This window comes from Hyphomicrobium sp. DY-1, assembly GCF_047497105.1.
Taxonomy (GTDB): domain Bacteria; phylum Pseudomonadota; class Alphaproteobacteria; order Rhizobiales; family Hyphomicrobiaceae; genus Hyphomicrobium_B.
The window spans coordinates 3,579,212-3,599,063 of the sequence record NZ_CP134870.1; the positions used below are offsets into that span (position 1 = coordinate 3,579,212).

Below are 19,852 nucleotides of genomic sequence, written 5' to 3' on the forward strand. Positions count from 1 at the left end.
ATCGACGTTCGAATTTGAGAGCAGCGGAAACCCTTATGACGCGCCTCAAGGAAGGTCATGTTTACTTCGGGCGCGGCGATGGCACGGCGTCGCGACGGCGTTTGCGTCCGCTGCTGCTTTTGCTCGTTTTCGTTTCAACGGCATTGATGCTGCTGAGCCGGCTCGATCACAGCATGCTCGGCGATGTGCGCTGGCAGATCGCGTCGTGGATGACGCCCGTATTCAAGACCGCGATGATACCGGTCGAGCCGATCCGCGAGATGGGGCACGCGATCTCGACGCAAGTGTCGCTGCAAGACGAAGTCGACCGGCTGCGGAAAGACAACCAGAAACTCGGCAGTTGGGAGTGGCGGGCGCGCCAGCTTGAAGCGAAGCTTGCCGGTCTCGAAGCCATTGCGAAAGTTGTCCCGGAGCAGAAGCTCGATTTCATCACCAGCCGGGTGATCGCCGACTCGAGCGGCGCGTTCGTGCATAACGTCACCATCGACGCCGGGCGCGTGCGCAAAGTGAAATGCGGCTATCCGGTCGTCAATGCCGACGGGCTGATCGGACGCGTCGTCGATATCGGCCCCAATGCGGCGCGCGTTCTGCTGGCGACGGATCTCAACAGCCGTATTCCCGTTGTGGTCGGGCCAAAGGCGGTGCGCGCGATCATGGCGGGCGACAACAGCTCGCGGCCGCGGCTGATCTACATTCCGGACGGCGCGAAGATTTCGCCAGGCGATGATGTTTCCACGTCGGGGCAGGGCGGGCTATTTCCAATCGGGCTGCGTCTCGGCGTCGTTGCTGAGGGTGCGAAGCCGCGAGTCGCACTGCGCGCCAATCTCGACAGGCTCGATTACGTCAGCGTGCTTTTCTACGATGATCCGTCCGCGCATCTGACCGACGATCTCATGGGCGGCAAGGGCGCGAGCGACGCCGCGGGGACAACTCCTCAATCTTCCGAGAGAGCGGGTCCATGAGGTGGCTGCGGTTCCTGATGCCGGTCGCTTCCGTCGCAGCGCTGACGATCGTTGCGATCCTGCCTTGGGGAATGCCGACGGTGGATCGCTTCGTGCTGCCGCTGCTGCCCGTCGTCGCCATTTATTATTGGACGCTCGATCGCGACGCATGGCTGCCGGAATGGAGCATCTTCCTGGCAGGTCTGCTGCTCGATGTGTTGACGCAGGGGCCGCTCGGCTATTGGGCGCTTGTCTATCTCGTCGCTTATGTCATTGCGGTTTACTGCTCGCGCTTCGAGGTCGATACCACGGCGCAGAGGCTGGCGCTTTTCACCGGCGCGATCATCACCGTAACGCTCTTCGCGTGGCTTGCCGCGTCGGCGTATTTCATGGCGTTTCTCGATGCTGAACCCTATGTGCGCGGCGCTGGTGTCGCGGTGCTTGCTGCCGCTCTTATCACGCTGTTGCGCCGCGTTGCCCGATCCGCCGGAGCACCCGCCCGTCCCGTTCGACTGACGCGGGGGGACTGATGGCGGACAAGCCTGACGACGATCTGAGGCGAAAGAACCAGTTCACGCGGCGGTCGGTGCTGCTTGGCTGCGGGCAGGCGGCGGGATTTGGGTTGATCGGCTGGCGTCTCTATGACTTGCAGGTGGCGAATGCGCGCCGCTACGCGCCGATGGCGGAAGAAAATCGCCTTAACGTGCAGGTGCTGACGCCGAAACGCGGTCGTATTCTCGATGCATTCGGACGCGTGCTGGCCGACAACGAAGAACTGTTTCGCGTGACGATCACGCCGGCGCTGGCGAAGGACGTCGGCGCCGTCCTGCAGCGCGTCGGACAGATCGTGCCGCTGACGGACGATCGTATCGCGCGGATCATTGCCCGCGCGCGCAAGCAAAACCGCAATCTGCCGACAACCGTCGCGTCGGATTTGTCATTCGATCAGGTGGCGAAGATCAACCTTTATGCGCCGAGCCTTCCCGGCATCAAGACCGATTTCGCCTGGCGCAGGCGCTATCGCGACGGTGCGGCACTGAGCCATGTCGTCGGCTTCGTCGGCAGCGTCGAGCGCTTCGGCATCGATGATGACGCCGTGATCCGCATTCCGGATATTCGCATCGGCAAGAGCGGCGCAGAGCTTGGTTTCGACGCTGATCTTCGCGGCACGGCAGGTACGCAGAAATCCGAAGTCGATGCGCGCGGGCGTGTGGTGCGGAATATCGAGACTGTCGATCCGGTTGCCGGGAGCGATCTGCATCTTACGCTCGACAGCGAATTGCAGCGGCGCGTCGTCGATCGCATGCAGCGCGATGGACTGGCTTCTGTCGTCGTGCTCGACATCGCAACGGGTGCGATCCCGATCATGGCCTCGGTGCCGGGCTTTGATCCGGCGCAAATCGCAGGCGGCATCTCGGAAGCCGATTGGACGAAGCTTTCAGCGTCGGACGACAAGCCGCTGCTCAACCGGGCGGTCGCCGGTCTTTATACGCCGGGTTCTACGTTCCTGATCGTAACGGCTTTGGCGGCGCTCGAAGCCGGCGTCGTTTCACTCGACGAGCACGTGTCATGCAGCGGTCGATACGAATATGGCGGACAAATCTTTCGTTGTTCCAATCCGAACGGCCACGGCAAGATCACCTTGCAGGAGGCCATCAGTGCGTCGTGCGAGGTGTTCTTTTGCGAGATGTCGGCGCGGCTCGGCATCAAGCGCATCGCGCGTGCAGCGCGTGCGATGGGTTTGGGCGCGACGAACAACATCGGACTGCCGGATGAAAAGCCCGGCATCGTTCCGGATCGCGATTGGAAACGCGGCAATCTCAATGCTGGTTGGCTCGGCGGTGAGACGTTGCTGACAGGCATCGGTCGCGGTTATCTGCAAGTCACGCCGCTGCAACTTGCCGTCGTCGCGGCACGGATGGCGAGCGGACGCACCGTCGTTCCGGTTCTGCGCAGGCCTGACAATCCGGCGACGACGCAAGCGGTTGCGTTGGCCGACCTGCCTTTCCGATCCGCAGATTTTGACGCGGTGCGCCGCGGCATGTCGGCCGCCGTCAACGACGCGAAGGGTTCGGCGACGGCGGCGCGTCTCGGTGGGGGTAAGGGGCCCGTTGCGGGTAAGTCAGGGGTTTCCGAGGTCGGCGCGCGTGGGACGGACAGCGCTGATCGGTCGAGACGAAATCATGCGTTGTTCGTCGGCTACGAGCCCGAGAATGCGCCGCGTTATGCGCTTGCGGCCGTCATCGAGCATGCCAGTGACGGCGCGGTAGCCGCGGTGCTAGCGCGCGATGTCCTTGCGCTTGTCATTGACCGTGACGATCACGATCGCAGCAAATCGGGTGCCGATGGCAGCGAGGTTCCGCCGTTGAGTAAGCGCGCGGAGGAGGCGGGGTAATGGAGACGATCTATACCGCGTGGAATACCGGCCAGCCGCTGCGCATCGGCGCCAAGCTGTTGCGTATCCATTGGCCCGTGATTGCCACGGTGTGTCTGCTCGCGGGAATCGGAACGGCGACGCTTTATTCGGTGTCGGGCGGCTCGTTTGTCCCGTGGGCGGAGCGGCACACGCTGCGTTTCCTCGTCATGCTCGCCGTCGTCGTCATCATGGCGACTGTGCGCCTCGAAGTCTGGATGAAGCTCGCCTATCCGGTTTATGCGGTGGCCTTGCTGACGCTGGCCCTCGTGCCGTTCGTCGGTGTCGAGGCGCTCGGCGCGAAACGTTGGATCGGGGCGGGCGCGATCTCGTTTCAACCCTCCGAGTTGATGAAGCTCGCTTTGGTGGCGGCGCTGGCGCGCTACTACATGTGGCTACCGCAGGAAGACGTGCGCCGCGTGCGTTATATTCTCATTCCTCTGGCCATGATCGGCATTCCGGTGCTGCTGACGCTGCAGCAGCCGGATCTCGGCTCGGCAGCGTTGTTTCTGGTGCTGGGGCTGTCGCTGATGTTTCTCGCAGGTGTGCCGCTGCGCTATTTCGCGCTGGGCGCGATCCTGGCCGTTGCGGCGATGCCGGCGATCTGGTCGGGCATGCACGGCTATCAGAAGCGTCGCATCGAGGTCTTTCTCAATCCAGGCATGGACCCACTCGGCGCCGGCTATCACATCATGCAGTCGAAAATCGCACTTGGCGCAGGCGGGATCGCTGGCTCGGGCTTCATGCACGGCACGCAGAGTCAGCTCGATTTCGTGCCGGAGAAGCACACGGATTTCATCGCCAGTATCATCGGCGAGGAGTGGGGTTTCACGGGCATGATGCTGCTCATCGCCATCTATGCGGCGCTCATTCTGATGATGATGCTGATGGCGCGCCGGTGCGATAACCGTTTTGCGCGCTTGGCCATCGCAGGCTCGGCGATGACGTTCTTCATATACGTCTTTATCAATCTGGCGATGGTGACGGGGCTCGTGCCGGTCGTCGGCATTCCACTGCCGCTCGTGTCTTACGGCGGGACGTCGATGACGACGCTGATGATCGGGCTCGGCATTGCCATGTCGGCCTATGTGCACGGGCGCGACGGACGGCGCTGAAAGCGGCAGACCTTGCCCGTCCGGTCGTCTGGCGGGCGGTCAAAAAGCCCCATTTTCTCAACCGCGTGGCGAATGTGAGGGAGGGGGGTGGACAGAGCCCGCCAGCGATGCTATGCGCTCCGGTCTCGGGGCCCGTTCGGGCCCCTTCGCCGTCCTTGGAGGCTCGCGCCTCCGATATGCAGGCGGTGTTGGTACGGGTGATTAGCTCAGTTGGTAGAGCAGCTGACTCTTAATCAGCGGGTCGAAGGTTCGAGTCCTTCATCACCCACCAATCAAAGATATTTCGCGTGAATTCAGCAAGCTAAGTCTTACAATTGCAGCTGATTAAAAAAATTCGCTGATTTTCTCGAGCTTAGGCGAACCGCTCCGGGTTACGAATTGTCCGTGAGGACAGGTCGCCCCTTCGAAGCGGAGCCGAACGCTTTAATCGTGCCCGCGTGTCTCGGGTCTGCTTGCTCTGTAGTCCCGCAAGCGTTCTCGCTGGAACAGGTCAATTTTGACAGCATGTTCAAGTACAGATGACTTAGACCAGCGATGTCCCCCTAGAAGCGTTGTCGGGCCTGCGGTTGTTTTGCTTGTCTGTCTCGATTGCGCACAGAATTTTCTGTAGCGGACGTAGTGTCACGGACATCCATCTTTTAGGGTAGCCGTAAGTCGGAGGTGGCGGCGAATAGTTTGTTTCGAGGTCACGGGGACAGGTGTCATGGCCGCTTTGCAGACTCAAAGTGTTTGCGGTGTCTCGGTCGTGATGCCCGTTTATAACGGTGCACGTTATCTCGACGCCGCAATCGACAGCATTCTGCGCCAGACATTTTCGGATTTTGAACTTCTTATCATCGACGACGGGTCCACGGACGGCTCGTACGAACGTCTTCTGGAATGGCAAAGGCGCGATGAGCGCACCCGTTTGATTGGTCGTCCACATCGGGGTATTGTCGCTTGTCTGAACGAGGGGCTCGCGGCTGCGCAAGGCGCGATCATCTTGCGCATGGATGCAGACGATGTGTCTTTCCCTCAACGCCTCGAGCGACAAGTCGCATTTCTGAAAGACAATCCCGGCATCGCTGTCGTGGGTTCGGCAATTCGCTTTATCGACATCGACGGAAATCCGCTTTCGACCGCCGCATATCCCACAACGCCGGATGAGGCGATGGTGGCGCTCGATCGGGGAAACGCGCCTGTAGCGCATCCCGCGATTGCGATGCGCCGCGATGCGGCACTCGCCGTTGGGGGATATCGGCCTCTCTTCGATTTTGCGGAAGATTTCGACTTGTGGCTCCGGCTCGTCGAGCACCATCAGATCAGCAATCTGCCGGACGTGCTGCTCGAGTTTCGCGTGCATGATAAGAACGTCTCGACCACGCGACGTTGGGAGCAGGCACTGGCGGCTCATATCGCCAGATTTTCTGCGAAGCGCCGACGAGCCGGGTTTCCGGACCCGGTCGAGGGCGTCTCTAATTTAAAATTGGAGCATCTTGAAGAATTGCATCTTTCGGCTGCGGAACGTTCTTCTGTTCTTGCGGATCTGGCCGAAGCCGCGCTGGTTTCGTATGAGGCTGGGAAACGGCATAGCTATCTTCTGCATGCGTTCGATAGTCTCATGGTCAAAGATGAGCTAAAATCTTCACGAGACCGCCGTTCCGCGCGAAAGCTCATCGCAGGATTGTGGATGACGAGCGCGCCATCAGATGCAGCTCGCCTTACGGCGCAGATTACGAGAAAACTCGCAACAGGGCGGGATTTGCGAGCCATGTCAAATCAGGACGCTGTCCATCGCTGGCTTCTGCACGGTTCTGATCCGACAGGGCCGCTGACAGGCGCCCCGCGGGACCTGCTGTCGGCCCAAGGGATGCAGCAGCTCGTGATTGAGGGAGACGCACACGGCGTTCTTCCTATCCTGATGGACAACATCCCTGGCCTCAAAGACAACGACGATTATGAGCTTGTCCGGAACGACGCGCTATCGAGAAGGCGCATCGGTACGACATTCTCCGCAATGCTGCGCATCCACTGCGATGCGATACTCCGTGCGGCCAAAGATCTTCCGCTGACTGTCGTTAAGGGGCAAACCTTCGCGCGAGTGCTTTACCCGAAGCCTTCTTTCCGGCCATTCACCGATATCGATCTGCTTGTTGCGCCCGATGCTGTTCTGGCTATCAGCGAAATTCTCGCAGGCCACGGATTCGTAATGGTCGAGGACGGTCATGATCCCTTACGGCTGGAAACGAAATGGCTCCATCGCGACAACGCGACGTTGATGGTCGAAGTGCACACGAACCTGGTCCATCATCCGAAGTTGAGGTCAGCTCTTTCGCTAGCTTACGAGGACATCGCCGATGGACCGGAGTCGGCCGCTGCTCTAATGACAATTGCGGCCCTCCATGGAGCGTTACATCGGTTCGAACGCCTCCGGCAAGTCGTCGATATCTGCCAAGCCGCCAGGCATCTTTCGACACCTAAAGACGAAGCTCTGTTCGCGCGGATGCTGGACAAGAGCGGTACAAGATTTGCGGCGGTCGCTGGACTGGAACTAGCTTACAGCATTTTCCGTGAACCGCGTTGCCGGGAAATCGCGCGTGAGATCGGTCCGACGAGATATACTTTTTTAGCGCGGGCACTCATTGGACGATCAGCAGTCGTCTCGACAATGAGCAGCGCTCGCTTGTATCATTCCTGGCGACGGCAGTTATTCCGGATGATGCTCATGAAAAGTCGGACCTTCCAGGGGAGGCGTAACATTTCACACCCGGAAGAGGCCTTCGACCCGGCAGACACGTTGGTGCAAAATCGTTTAGAGTGAGGGTATCTCATGCTCCATCGAACTGTTCCCAGGCAAGCCTTCGGGTTCTTTACCGAAGAGATGGACGGCGAAAGCGTTCTGTTTCGTCTCGGCAGGCCTAAGGCCATTCACCTGAACGAGACCGCCGCTTTGATCTGGAAATTGAGCGATGGTACACGGTCGGTCCAGGATCTGATTGATTTTCTGAAAGCCGAATATCCGGATGCGCAGTCCGACGTGGAGGTCGATGTCGAGCGCGCGGTCGCCGACCTGATGCGGGTAGGCGCGCTTCTTTCAACGGAAGCAAAAAGCGCAACGCCTTAGAGAACGAGAGAAGCCGGCGATGACCGCTACAGGACGGAGATTGAGAACTCGCGTTCGATGTCATCGAAAATGCGGTCGGCCGGTCCAGCGCCTAGAAGCTCGCGAAAATGTTCTTTGATCTCGGCGGTCGGTAAGCCGAGCTCGTGAAATCCAAGCATGTAGTTTCTTATCCGGTCTTCCCAGATGTTTCGGTAGGGCGTGCCCATGGGCCGCTGAAAGCGATGGAGCCATCTGAGAAAAGGCAGACAGAGCGTACGCCCTCCGCGTTGCCTGAATTTCTCGTGGATATAGCCTTCCTCACCTCCGAACCCACGGAACAGCGGATTGAAGCCGGGCCAAACAGTGCGTCGGCACGCGAATAAGCCGAGCCCTTGCATGGGAATGTCAAAAGGTGGCGCGTCCACATGGGCGGCGCGCTCGTCCGTCCCCCCAATAACCGTACATTCCTCCGCGCCAAGCAGGCTCGAAATGTGTCGCCAGTTTTGTTAAGTCATCATAGACGAGGGGGCCTTGGACGAGGTCGCGAGTGTCTGGATTGGTGTCGAAGTAGTCGAGGAGCTTGGCGATCGCGCCCGGCTCGAGGAATACATGACAGTCCATGCACATGACAAACTTGCCGGTTGCTTCTTCGAATACCGCATCCCTGATGGCGGTTCCGGCGCGCGTGTTCAAAGGGACGTAGCGATAGTTTGAAATATGTGTCTCGAGCAGCTTCAGAGATTCCGAGCAGGGGCCGTCCGGGTGATTGTCAACGACCAGAAAGTCCGTCCGGTCGAGGATTTCCGGATGATACATCCGTAGAGCCTGCAGAGAAAAATAGACCCCGTCATAGTCGTCATAGGTCGCCATGCCGATCGTCAGCTTACGCGGCTCCTTGCGCGGTGTCGGCGCTGGAATGGGGAAAGTCTTTTCCTTGTGGGCCGGTTCGGCGGCTGCGCCTTCGCGTCTTGGAAAAATAGACAGGAAGCGTCGCTTTTGATCGGCATTTTGATTGCCCTCGAGAAGCAGCTTGGCCAGCTCGTCGACTGTTCCGTCGAGCTGGCCAAATTCGCCGTAGCGCAGACCTATAGCCGGAGCTTTCCGTGCTAGTTGCGCGATGGCTCGGAATCCTCCGTCGGGGAGATTGCGGGCATTGAGATTGCATCCAACCAAGCGTGCCAGCGTTTCTGCTGAACTCAGGCTATGGATTTTAAGATCGGATTCCCGCTTGAACTCGGGGAAGATGATAAGCCCGCATTGACTTCTTTCCGTCGGCGATCTGGTCGCCGACTGAGGTCGCATCAGCGTGTGTTCACCGGCTGCCAACGTGATCTCGTTCCGAAAGTTCGGAAACTCCGCGACGCGTTCGGCCGCGCCGGGCTTGAGAACGAGTGCTCGCGGAAATCCCAATAACTTTGCGGTGTCGTCGGTTAAGAGGACAACTTCGTCTGTGAGGTAGTCGAAGCCACGGGCCGAAAACCAAGAAGTCAGGGACGATTTGCCTGCGCCGCTCTCACCGGCCAACAAAATCGCTTTATCGCGCCAGGCTACGGCACCGGCGTGAAGCGCGACCGCGCTTGCTAGGTCCGTCACGAGATCACGGACAACTGCTTCCATCACGAACGTGAAGAGATCGCCTTCGGTCAGGTCCGAGACGGTCTCCGCATTCCTGCTGCTCAGGGAAAAGAGCCCGTCGTCTTGCACAGAAATATCGATAGTACACGCGCGAGCTGATGGCTCGCCCGTGAGGTTATCTTTGAAGATCCATTTGACGGTCGAAGAGATCGCAGGGACACAACGGACCCCGACGATCTGGTCATGCAGCTTGACCCATAAGGTCTTTGAAGCGACGGCATCCATAACCGCACCGCAGAACTAAAACTCATGGCATTTCGTTCAAAGGGCCCAGCCGCGTTACGGTATCGGCGCCGCTGTTGTCGTCGTCGTCACCGTCGTTGTTGGAGTGGGTGTGGTTGTTGGAGCGGCTGTCGTCGTCGCAGGTGCAGACGCCGCTGCGTGGGCCGGGACGATCACGCTGTTGACCAGCGGTTTGGTCCATTTCGAGGGCATCATGATGGTCGCTAGAACGCCACCAATGAGCACTGTTCGCATAACCTGTCGTCGATCAAATTTCTTGTCTTCGCTGTCCATAATGGCCCCGCGTTTTTGCTCAAAAAATTTCGACAATAAAAATGTATTACGAGTTGATAAATTATAGCCGATTCCGAAGGTATAAATGTTGCGTAAACTCTACTTTCCACATTTTTTGGATGGATCTGCCGTCAGAAACAAAGGTGCTATGGCCTATGAGCGAGGGCTTATATCGGCAGGCCAACGTAAATGCTGCGTTGGCGACCGCCCGCAGACGTCGACTTCCAGCATAGCGGCACAGCGGAAATAAGTCGTCCGGGTTCGGATTTTGCTTCGGCAGCGACTTTGGTGCCCTGGGCTTTTGTAGACGTGCGGCACCCGTGATCACTCTTGACGCCCGCTGACTTCTCTTGACGATATCGAAGTGCAAAACCCAATTGAATTCGTTCAAAATTACGTTGTCTCTTAATCAGCAGGTCGAAGGTTCGAGTGCTTCATCGCCCACCATTTGATTCAAGCGCTTAGCTCAAATGCTGCCTTTCATTCCGACTCTGTAGTCAACGTTCCATTCCGGCTCTTGTCCGCCGATTGTTCTCGATTTCGGTTGCTTCCGATCCACGCACGGCGGCCTCTTGCAGAGGTGATGCGCTGGGTCTCGGTCCGCTTCACGTAGAGCCTGACTGCTTCCGGAGTTTTGCGCCCGGAAAGCGCCATCACACCTTGTTCGGTGAGTTCGGCATCCGCGAGTTCCGTGAGACCGCAAGCAAATCAATGGGACCGCGGCGAGATGTAGTTCGCCTGCTATGACGAGCGCTTTGTGGAGTGCATCGGCTTCTTCGCGTGACGCCGGTCGCGTAGCTTGAGCATAGCTCTTGCCGAGGGATTGGCGATGAATTGGGCACCCTGCTTTTAGATCACGAGTGGCAGGGGCCCAATTCCTCCTTGGCGCGGTTACCGGGCGACGATTTTGACCCTAAGCGGACGTCGCCTATCGCTCACCTGAGATATGCAGTGTCTGTAACTCCAACTCCAATCTGCGCATGGTTCTGCGCTTTTGTGGGCAGTCGCCAACCTTTCGCCAATCCATAGATTGCCGGGATAACAATCAGCGTCAGCAGCGTGGACGAGACCATGCCGCCGATCATTGGCACGGCGATACGCTGCATGACCTCAGAACCTGTACCGGTGCTCCACATGATGGGCAGCAATCCAGCCATGATAGCAACAACCGTCATCATCTTCGGTCGGACGCGTTCAACTGCGCCGACCATGATGGCATGGTAGAGGTCTTCACGCGTGAATTGCTGTCCCTGAAGCAGACATTCCGCCTGGATCTCGCGCTTGGCGTTATCGAGATAAATCAGCATCACGACGCCGGTCTCGGCCGCGACGCCGGCAAGCGCGATGAAGCCAACGGCCACTGCTACCGAAAGATTGAAGCCCAGCCACCATATCAGCCAGAAGCCGCCGGCGAGTGCGAACGGCAGAGACAGCATGACGATGAGCGTTTCGGTCAGTCGCTGAAAGTTCAGATAAAGAAGTAAGAAGATGATCATCAGTGTTACCGGCACGACCATCTGCAAGCGTGCTTCGGCGCGCTCCAGGTATTCAAACTGTCCCGACCACACGAGATAGGTGCCGGGCGGCATCTTCACCTGTGCGTCCACCGCCTTCTTAGCATCGGCGATGTAGCCGCCGAGGTCTCGGTCGCGGATGTCGACGTAAACGTAGGTTGCGAGCTTGGCGTTCTCGGTGCGGATCGTGGTGGGGCCGCGGGTAAGTTTAATATCGGCGACTTCCCCTAACGGAACCGTACCATTGCCGCCAGGCAACGAGACCACGACATCCTTCGCGATCGCCTGCGGATCGGAGCGCAGATCGCGCGGGTAGCGTATCGCAACCGTATAGCGCTCGCGGCCCTCGACCGTTGTCGTTATTGGCTCGGCGCCAAGCGCCATCGCTACGACATTCTGCACATCGGCGACCATCAAACCATAACGGGCGAGCCGCTCTCGGTTCGGAATGATCTCCAGGTAATAGCCGCCCAACGTGCGCTCGGCATAGGCACTTGAAGTGCCTGGCACCGACTTGACGGCCGCTTCGACCTGTCTTGCAACGTTGTCGATTTCATCGAGATTATTGCCGATCACCTTAATCCCGACCGGCGTGCGAATGCCGGTCGAGAGCATATCGATCCGCGCCTTGATCGGCATCGTCCAGGCATTGGACACGCCGGGAAACTGCAGTGCTTTGTCCATTTCAGATACGAGGCTGTCCGTCGTGACACCCGGTCGCCATTCTTCCTTTGGCTTGAGGTTGATGATGGTCTCGAACATCTCCGTCGGTGCGGGATCGGTGGCCGTTTGCGCGCGACCCGCCTTGCCATAAACAGACGCCACTTCTGGAAAGGACTTGATGATACGATCCTGCGTCTGCAACAAATCAGCCGACTTCGTGATCGAGAGACCCGGTAATGTCGTCGGCATGTAGAGCAGCGTTCCTTCATTGAGATTCGGCATGAATTCGGTGCCGAGCCTGGTCAGCGGCCATATCGAGACCGCGAGAAGGATTGCCGCCAGCGCAATGGTCAGCGTCTTCGCCTTCAGCACACCCTTGATGACGGGACGATAGACTGCGATCAGTGCGCGGTTGATGGGGTTCTTTTCTTCGGGAATGATCCGGCCGCGTACGAAGATGACCATCAACGCCGGCACCAACGTCACCGACAGCAGCGCAGCAGATGCCATCGCAAAAGTTTTGGTGAAGGCTAGCGGCCCGAACATCCGCCCTTCCTGTGCTTCAAGCGTGAAGATCGGAAGGAATGAGACTGTGATGATCAGCAGCGAGAAAAACAAGGCCGGTCCCACCTCGGCAGCTGCCTCGGTAAGGATCTGAATTCGCGGCTTGTCCTTTGGCGCTCGTTCCAAATGCTTGTGGGCATTCTCGATCATGACGATCGCTGCATCGATCATCGCCCCGATGGCAATGGCGATACCGCCAAGACTCATGATGTTGGAGCCGATGCCGAGCACGCGCATCGCGACAAACGCCATGAGGATGCCGACCGGCAACATCAGAATGGCGACTAGTGCACTTCGAAAATGAAGCAGGAACACGATGCATACGGCCGCGACGACGAGACTTTCTTCGAAAAGCGTATGTTTGAGCGTTTCGATGGCCCGGTGGATCAGCTCGGAACGGTCGTAGACCGGCACAACTTTCGTTCCTGCCGGTAGCGAAGGCGCGATCTCCTTCAGTCGCTCTTTGATATTGTCGATAACGGTGAGCGCATTGGCACCATAGCGTTGCAAGGCGATTCCGCTTGCCACCTCGCCGTTGCCGTTAAGTTCGGCAATGCCGCGGCGTTCGTCGCCGGTGGTTTCAATGTGCGCGACTTCCTTCAAGAGAACAGGCGTTCCGCCGTCGGATTTGACGACGATGTTCTGAAGGTCTTTGACGCCTTTAAGATAGCCGCGCCCGCGCACCATGAACTCGTGCTCGGCCAACTCCAACGTGCGTCCGCCGACATCCATGTTGTTGTCTCGAATGGCATCGCGAACCTTGTCCAAAGGGATGTTGAAGCTTCTGAGCCGGTTTGGATCGACGACAACGCTATATTGCTTGACGAAGCCACCGACACTTGCGACCTCGGCGACTCCTTCAGCCTTCGACAATCCGTAGCGAACTTCCCAATCCTGCATCGAGCGCAAATCTGCGAGCGACTTGTTCTTGGATTGCAAGGCATACTGATAGACCCAGCCAACCCCGGTTGCATCCGGCCCGAGCGTCGGAGTGACGCCGCTCGGCAGACTCTTTGCGGCGGTATTCAGGTATTCAAGGACACGCGAACGCGCCCAATAGATGTCGGTACCGTCTTCGAAAATGACGTAGACGAATGAGACGCCGAAGAAGGAAAAACCTCGCACCACTTTGGAACGCGGAACAGTCAGCATTGCAGTTGTCAGAGGGTAGGTGACCTGATCCTCGACCACTTGCGGCGCTTGGCCCGGGAACTCGGTATAGACGATGACCTGCGCATCCGAGAGGTCGGGGATGGCGTCAAGCGGAAGTGTCTTTACCGCCCAGATCCCTGCCACCACGGCAAATGCGGCTGCGATGAACACCAACATAAGGTTCTTCGCCGACCAGGCGATGAGGCGCGCGATCATTGGCTAGCCTCCGTCGTTTGGCGCGTCTCGAAGCCCTTCAATGCCGATTGCAGATTACTTTCGGCGTCGATGAGGAAATTGCCGTTGGAGACGACACGATCACCTTCTGCAACGCCGCTCATGATCTCGATGTAGCCGTCGCCTCGCCGGCCGAGCTTCACTTCTCGGGGCTCATAGCGACCGTTGCCGAGATCAACGAGGACGACCTGTCGATTTCCGCTGTCGATCACGGCACTCGACGGCACGGTTAGCATGGTAGCATTACCGGTGGAGATATCGACATCTCCGTACATATCCGGAAGCAGTGCCAGGTCCGAGTTTGGCAGTTCGATCCGCACCGGAATTGTACGCGTCTCCTTGTTCAATTGCGGATAGATGACTGTGACTTTGCCTTTGAATATGCGGCCTGGACGCGCGCGCGTCGTGACCGTCACGGGTTCTCCTGGCTTCACGCCGTTTATGTCGCCTTCGGCAACATCAGCCATCATCCACACGACCGAAACATCGGCGATCCGGAAGCCAACATCGCCGGCTTTGAAGCCTTGTCCATCGCTCCAGTTCCGTTCGAGGACATATCCGTCAATGGGGGAGCGATACGTGAATGTGTCTGGCACACTCCGCTCACGCTTCACCTCATCCATGAATTCTTCCGGCACGCCGAGATTCTGCAGTCGACGTGTGGCTCCGACGACGCCAGCAGGTCCTTTGAGTCCTGGGAGCTCGGATGCTTCGTCAATTTTCGTCCAAGTCTGCTCGATCAACAGGCGTGCGGCTTGGTTCAAGACTTCTTGGCCAAACACCTTAGCCAACACATCACCTTTCATGACATGTGTGCCTGTCGTTACCGGTCCAACCGACACGACGTACCCGTCGAACCGCGGCGCCAACACGGCAATGCGTTGCTCATCAAGCCGCACCACGCCAGGTGCCTGGATGGTCCTGACCAGCGGTCGTCTCGTTACCGCGATGGTTTCAACGCCGGTGCGTTGAATTTTGCCGGGTGAAACCTTGATAGAGTCGTCGTCGCTATCCTCGCCTTCGTAGACAGGAATGTAGTCCATCCCCATCGAATCCTTTTTCGGCGTGGGCGACGTGTCCGGCAGGCCCATGGGGTTGCGGTAGAATTTGATTTTCCTGGTGCCGCCGCTGTCGACAGGTTTCGTTTCCGGCTTTGCTGTCGGTGAAGACGATGTCTCGTCTTCACCGACATGAACAGCAATGTAAGGCCTGCCGTCATCGGTCGTTTTGGGTGTCGGGGAATAGAGTGGCTTGCCGTCGGGATCGCGGTAATAAATGACAGGCCGCGGTTCCTCGGCGCGCGCTTCGGTAATGACCGCTGCGGGAGTCAGCGGAAGTTTGAGCAGGTCTGTTTGACCCGCCCAAATACCAGCTCCCGTCGCAGCCGCTAGCGCTGCGACGGTCGCCGTTCCCCTTATCAAGGCGCTCATTGGACGGCCTTGACGATGAGTTTGTTTTCGACCGTGCCAGTCTCGCCTTGCACCTTCGCGCCAAGCGAGAGCGCCCATTGGCCGGCCATGCCGAGGTCGGTCTTGAACTTGTAGACGCCGGGTTCCGTCGACGAAACCACCTCGATCGGCGCGGTCATCGCTTCCATACCGTCGGGACCCATATCGATGCGCTTGGCAAAGATCACAGCATCAGCGACGGCGCGGCCTGACGGCTTGTGCACGAGCTTCACCGAAATGACGGCAGCGCCCTGCTTCACTTCCTCGTCCAGGAGCTGGAATTCGTAGTCCTTAGTGTCGGCAAGGGCCGAGGCGGCCATGCCCATGAGAAGCGCGACGCCGAGGGCAGCCGCACGCAATGAATAGCGTTGCATATTGGTTGTCTCCGATTGTCATTGAGCCCGCACAGGCCATCATGGCCATGCGTACGAGGGCCACGGCGACGAGCCGCGACCGCACAATCACGCTGACTGCGTGGGCTCAGATGCTCGGAGGTCGAAGTAAGGGTGGGATTAGAGAACCAGCGGTGACCGGCGTAGACGCAGGCGCCACTCCGCGGCTGACAACATTACGATGAAAATGGGCACCAGAAATCGGTGCCGACAACGGCTGAAAACATTTAACGAGGCAGTTCGCCATGTCGGGGCAGAACTTCTGCGGGCAATGAGGGCAGGACTTGCCGGTTTTGTGGCAAGGCATCGCGTCAGATTGACCGGACATCGTCGTGTCGGCAGAGGCTGTCGCACCGCTTGAGATGGCGAAGGCATAGGTCGCCGTAAGCGGCATGGCAATGAGAGCGCTCAGTATGGCAAGCATACCGAGAAGCCCAAACCAGCGCTGAAACAGACGCATCCTCATGGGGTGCAGAGTGCCATACCTCTTCGTGCGCCGCAATAAGGGGAGTGCGGCCGTTCGGTGGCTTTTGCTGACGCAATGCTTATGTTTCGATAGCACTCGATTATGCGACGCTTCGCGCAGCTACGCATCATCGTCTCCAGCTCTTTCTTCAGGGCCTGCAGCCGCGCAACGCGGTTTGCCACGGCTTTCAGGTGCTCGCTTGCCTGCGCATCCACCTTGGCGCACGATTTCTGCGGCCGCCCAGAGAGATTCAGCAGTTCGCGATCGCATCGACTTCGAACCCCAATTCGCGCGCATGGCGGATGAAGCCATGCCGAGTTACGCCACGCTCATCATAAAGCCGCCATTTACCCTCGGGCCTTGGCGCCTCCGGCATCCGGCACTTTTAAAGCCTGTTGCCGCAATGAACCGACCGCTGGAAATATCCTTGGGAGCGCATCTCGATTACATTTTTGCATTAGTGCAGACGGCGGCCAAGGAAGATGAGCGCTTTCATGGTGGCGTGTTGCCCCAACACCGACGTATCGTGGTGACCCGCATTGTAGTCATCGATAATTGCTTGAGCGATAATTTCGAAAAGTGATGCAAGCTCTTCATCTTCGACACGGTGTATTTCGATAAGTTCGGTACACGCGAGTCGTATCGCGGCCTTGAGTTCGATCGTTTCGAGATCGCCGCTTATCAGTCGGGAGCAAACGAGCTTCACGATAACACTCCCGTGCGGTTGAAGGCGGGAGCGCATCGATAATCACTCTCAGTCAGCAGAGCCCTTGCTGTAACTGCCGATGGTTTCGTTTATCAGAGTGCAGATGGAATGTCAGCTGCAACTCGCAAGTCTCAGCCAACTTGGGGCGACGTATTATTTTTCGCTCTTGTAATGCGATGATTACTACTTATATCCCATTCATCGAGCTTCGCTGAAACCGACTTGGCCTCGCCCGCGGAGCGCGCTTGACCGATGACCTTCCAAAAGAGTTCGACCAACTCTTCCTGACTTCGTCGGGGGCAAACGCGTTCATCTAATGAGAAATTTTATCTATGCAAACTGGAGCCGTGAAGTGGTTCAATAGCCAAAAAGGCTTTGGCTTCATCCAACCTGAAGACGGCGGCAGCGACGTATTCGTCCATATCAGCGCGGTAGAGCGTGCAGGTCTGGGAAACCTAAGCGAAGGGCAAAAAGTCTCTTTTGACGTTGTTGCCGATCGCCGTAGCGGCAAGTCTTCCGCAGATAACCTTCGCGCCGTGTAACGGCATGCCGAAGAAATAGATCGGGCTCGACCACGGATGTACTGGCGATAAGCTCGATCGAATGGACCCGCGCCTGGCTTAGCCGCCAGTTGCGGGTTTTTTGTTTTTGCCGAGCGCGCAGGAGCCCAGCTGAATGGCAACGACGCCGAGATTTCCGATTAATACTGCCGCTACAAAGTTGCGCCGGGCTCAAGAAGCGTCGAAGGCGATGAAGGACCATGAAGCGGAGCGGCTCGCTGTACGGGCGAAAACGGAACGTCTCCGTGCAGAGCGATTGGCGCGAGAGGCCACCGCCCCGACCAATAAGAAGAAGTCAATAAGATAACCGCGCCATCAATAAGGAATATCGCGGTAATACACCCCTTCCCGTTTCATTTTCCACCAATGCCGCATCTGAAGTGGGCCTATGTAGACACAGTCGCCCATCGCTATGCTAATTTCCAGCTTCTCGCCGCGCGCATCAAATTCGCTTGCCGCCATCGCGAACGCCTCGGCCTCGATATCAAACGACACTTCGCGACCGTCTATTGTAAGCGTGTAGGAAGGAAGCGCCATTTAGCAATCTGCCTTTCGATATGCTTCGTGACCCAATCAAAACTTGATGGCGTCGTAGGATCGGCCGCAACTGGTTGTGGTTAGCTGGATCCTCGGTGATGCTTCGGCATAGTTCGCGTATCTTCGACCGGACGAGCAACGTGATAGCCGCAGGACCTCAAGTCCGAGAGTGCTGTCATTGAATCGATGCGGAAAACATCTAGCGCGACATCCGACATTCGAACTTCATAAGCGCGGCTCCAGTTCTCTTGATACGATGCCGCTGGCGGCAGATCTGATCCACACTTTTGGAGCGAAAAGCCAAGCACGCCGGAATTCCCGCTCGTGAATACGTAGACCATCGGTGCCAGCTCCATATTTCGACAATCCTCAGAAGAGCAATGACGTTCTAGTTGACAGATTTAGAAGTTGCAGACAGGCGTCCTCGTCGACCGGTCCTTGTGAACCCAATTGCGGCCGTAAGAGAATTCAGGGTTTTTTCTTTCCGCCGCTGGTGCTCATCGTCGAGCCAAGTACGGCGCTCTGGAACCTCGGCACGCCCGGACCTGGCTTCGGTTTGTCCGCCTTCGGTTTCCTGATTTCGCGATTGCTTCTTCGCTGACCTTTGGGCATTTGGTTCCACACCGGTTTTGAGGAAAAATCACATGGGCTAAAACTTAACCGAGGCGGGGCCACCGATAGCCACGGTCCAAAAGCGACAAGTAGTGTTCCATTGCCGGTCTGATGTCGGACAAGCGATCAGCACGATAGTCTTTGACCAGATGCTCGACTTCCTCCCAGCTGAAGAGTTGAGAGGGTTTCGATTCCGTGACATTTGCAGATCGGGTTTCTACAACTGCATCATTGTATGCTCTGATGAGGCGAACACTGCGCTCCCGCTCTTCGCTGGACAGCCGTGCGAAGGATGCTAAACAACTGCTGATATCCGGCATTTGCGCGCTCCAAAATTCCTTGAGCTAAGCCATATCGTCGGTGGAGGCTTGTGATGCTTCCACCTCATCGTCATCTTCGATCTCAATTAAAAGATCTTCAGAAGGCGACGGAATTTCTGATTCCTTCTCGGCGCTCTCATCGGCCATCCCCGACTCATCGACGTCGTTTATTGGGACTTTGGCTTGAGGTTTTGTTGGCTCTGGCGGACGTTTGAACCTACCTGGCCGTTGTTTCCCGAGCGTCTCGAAATCGACCCGAACGATCGACGAGGTGTTGGAAATCGTGCCGCAGTGCGGACAAGCTGGCTGCAGGCTTCTCAGATCATAATATCGGCTGCCACAGGTTTCGTTTCCGCACGTCTGCTTTGTCCCGCGCTTGGTCTGCAGGGCGGATCTTGTGACGACGTGACTTGGGAGCATATTCGTTACCTCTCGCCGGCGTTGGAGTGACGTGCACATGACGGCGAAATGCACGGTGTCTTGAATTCATTCTGCTAGTTGAGAATCCTCGGGTAGGTGAGACTTGAAGACGACTGCCGAACTCCAATTCCAAATTTGTCGTCGACAAAAAGCTCCATCTTACGCGAAAATGAAATCGCACGTGCGTAAGCCACGGCGTGGGCTTTCAGCCTGAATGCAAGCAGCGCGAGACCCTGGGAGCCGCGAAATACGGCCCAAGCGCCGTCACTGCGTCGCGTGACGCGAATAAAATCATTTTTCATAGCAGGCTCCTTACGCGCTCCGGAACAAACAATCCGGAACGGGCTAATGATCAAAGCGATTCAAGCCAATAGTTGTCAGCCTGAGAGAGGCGGCATTGGCAGAGGCCCGAATTCGGGACGGAGCAGAATAATGCCAATGCTTAAGGCGCTGTTGAAGCTCGTGCGCCATATATCAAAATTATAGTAGACCTTTGGCATTGGGATGTCCAACCTTTAATCCCTTCGCCAAACGAGATTACTTCTAGCAGTTCGATGCGTAA

The 19,852-nt window shown here is 57.6% G+C and carries 18 protein-coding genes and 1 tRNA gene; 9 read left to right on the forward strand and 10 right to left on the reverse strand.

Annotation, left to right across the window (positions count from 1 at the left end):
* Positions 1–35 precede the first annotated feature (35 nt).
* The 7 genes from mreC (at position 36) to RLW41_RS17350 (ending at position 7,572) form a co-directional block, all read left to right on the forward strand.
* The gene (gene mreC, locus RLW41_RS17320) at positions 36–962 is read left to right on the forward strand and encodes a rod shape-determining protein MreC (RefSeq protein WP_409562929.1); all 927 of its coding nucleotides are present in this window, start codon (positions 36–38) and stop codon (positions 960–962) included.
* Positions 959–1,471: a rod shape-determining protein MreD gene (gene mreD / locus RLW41_RS17325; RefSeq protein WP_409562930.1), complete on the forward strand. Its 513-nt coding sequence runs from the start codon at positions 959–961 to the stop codon at positions 1,469–1,471. Before mreC ends, mreD begins: the two co-directional genes overlap by 4 nt.
* Positions 1,471–3,336 (forward strand): penicillin-binding protein 2, encoded by a 1,866-nt coding sequence (mrdA, locus tag RLW41_RS17330; protein WP_414462259.1) that lies wholly within the window; start codon positions 1,471–1,473, stop codon positions 3,334–3,336. The genes mreD and mrdA overlap by 1 nt, the downstream gene beginning before the upstream one ends.
* Complete coding sequence (gene rodA, locus RLW41_RS17335) at positions 3,336–4,469, forward strand: rod shape-determining protein RodA (protein WP_409562932.1); 1,134 nt, start codon at positions 3,336–3,338, stop codon at positions 4,467–4,469. Before mrdA ends, rodA begins: the two co-directional genes overlap by 1 nt.
* A gap of 195 nt (positions 4,470–4,664) precedes the next feature.
* Positions 4,665–4,740, forward strand: a tRNA-Lys gene (locus tag RLW41_RS17340).
* Between the two features lie 432 nt (positions 4,741–5,172).
* Positions 5,173–7,269: a glycosyltransferase gene (locus tag RLW41_RS17345; protein ID WP_414462260.1), complete on the forward strand. Its 2,097-nt coding sequence runs from the start codon at positions 5,173–5,175 to the stop codon at positions 7,267–7,269.
* Between the two features lie 9 nt (positions 7,270–7,278).
* A complete protein-coding gene (locus RLW41_RS17350; protein WP_013947115.1) occupies positions 7,279–7,572 on the forward strand; it encodes a PqqD family protein in 294 nt (97 codons plus the stop codon).
* 26 nt (positions 7,573–7,598) lie between these two features.
* On the opposite strand, the gene RLW41_RS17355 is transcribed toward RLW41_RS17350, so the two are convergent.
* From RLW41_RS17355 to RLW41_RS17385, 7 genes are all read right to left on the reverse strand, one after another.
* The gene (locus tag RLW41_RS17355) at positions 7,599–7,730 is read right to left on the reverse strand and encodes a hypothetical protein (protein WP_414462261.1); all 132 of its coding nucleotides are present in this window, start codon (positions 7,728–7,730) and stop codon (positions 7,599–7,601) included.
* 226 nt (positions 7,731–7,956) lie between these two features.
* The gene (locus RLW41_RS17360) at positions 7,957–9,411 is read right to left on the reverse strand and encodes a glycosyltransferase (protein ID WP_414462262.1); all 1,455 of its coding nucleotides are present in this window, start codon (positions 9,409–9,411) and stop codon (positions 7,957–7,959) included.
* A gap of 54 nt (positions 9,412–9,465) precedes the next feature.
* Positions 9,466–9,663 (reverse strand): hypothetical protein, encoded by a 198-nt coding sequence (locus RLW41_RS17365; protein ID WP_155831199.1) that lies wholly within the window; start codon positions 9,661–9,663, stop codon positions 9,466–9,468.
* A 974-nt stretch (positions 9,664–10,637) separates the two neighbouring features.
* Positions 10,638–13,811 (reverse strand): efflux RND transporter permease subunit, encoded by a 3,174-nt coding sequence (locus RLW41_RS17370; protein WP_414462263.1) that lies wholly within the window; start codon positions 13,809–13,811, stop codon positions 10,638–10,640.
* Complete coding sequence (locus RLW41_RS17375) at positions 13,808–15,259, reverse strand: efflux RND transporter periplasmic adaptor subunit (protein WP_414462264.1); 1,452 nt, start codon at positions 15,257–15,259, stop codon at positions 13,808–13,810. The genes RLW41_RS17370 and RLW41_RS17375 overlap by 4 nt, the downstream gene beginning before the upstream one ends.
* The gene (locus RLW41_RS17380) at positions 15,256–15,651 is read right to left on the reverse strand and encodes a FixH family protein (protein WP_414462265.1); all 396 of its coding nucleotides are present in this window, start codon (positions 15,649–15,651) and stop codon (positions 15,256–15,258) included. The genes RLW41_RS17375 and RLW41_RS17380 overlap by 4 nt, the downstream gene beginning before the upstream one ends.
* Before the next feature lie 480 nt (positions 15,652–16,131).
* Complete coding sequence (locus RLW41_RS17385) at positions 16,132–16,350, reverse strand: hypothetical protein (RefSeq protein ID WP_414462266.1); 219 nt, start codon at positions 16,348–16,350, stop codon at positions 16,132–16,134.
* Between the two features lie 80 nt (positions 16,351–16,430).
* Here RLW41_RS17385 and RLW41_RS17390 point away from each other — a divergent pair, with 80 nt between their 5' ends.
* Together RLW41_RS17390 and RLW41_RS17395 are read left to right on the forward strand one after the other, a co-directional pair.
* On the forward strand, positions 16,431–16,718 hold the full coding sequence (locus RLW41_RS17390) for a hypothetical protein (RefSeq protein WP_414462267.1): 288 nt from the start codon (positions 16,431–16,433) through the stop codon (positions 16,716–16,718).
* Between the two features lie 455 nt (positions 16,719–17,173).
* Complete coding sequence (locus tag RLW41_RS17395) at positions 17,174–17,383, forward strand: cold-shock protein (protein ID WP_414462268.1); 210 nt, start codon at positions 17,174–17,176, stop codon at positions 17,381–17,383.
* A 333-nt stretch (positions 17,384–17,716) separates the two neighbouring features.
* Here RLW41_RS17395 and RLW41_RS17400 read toward each other — a convergent pair whose 3' ends face one another.
* From RLW41_RS17400 to RLW41_RS17410, 3 genes are all read right to left on the reverse strand, one after another.
* Positions 17,717–17,938 carry a hypothetical protein gene (locus RLW41_RS17400; RefSeq protein ID WP_414462269.1) on the reverse strand — a complete coding sequence of 74 codons (222 nt, stop codon included), beginning with the start codon at positions 17,936–17,938 and terminating at the stop codon, positions 17,717–17,719.
* A 956-nt stretch (positions 17,939–18,894) separates the two neighbouring features.
* Positions 18,895–19,329, reverse strand: coding sequence for an FYDLN acid domain-containing protein (locus tag RLW41_RS17405; protein ID WP_414464605.1), 435 nt, complete (start codon positions 19,327–19,329; stop codon positions 18,895–18,897).
* A gap of 35 nt (positions 19,330–19,364) precedes the next feature.
* Positions 19,365–19,592 carry a DUF2188 domain-containing protein gene (locus tag RLW41_RS17410; RefSeq protein WP_414462270.1) on the reverse strand — a complete coding sequence of 76 codons (228 nt, stop codon included), beginning with the start codon at positions 19,590–19,592 and terminating at the stop codon, positions 19,365–19,367.
* Between the last annotated feature and the right edge of the window lie 260 nt (positions 19,593–19,852).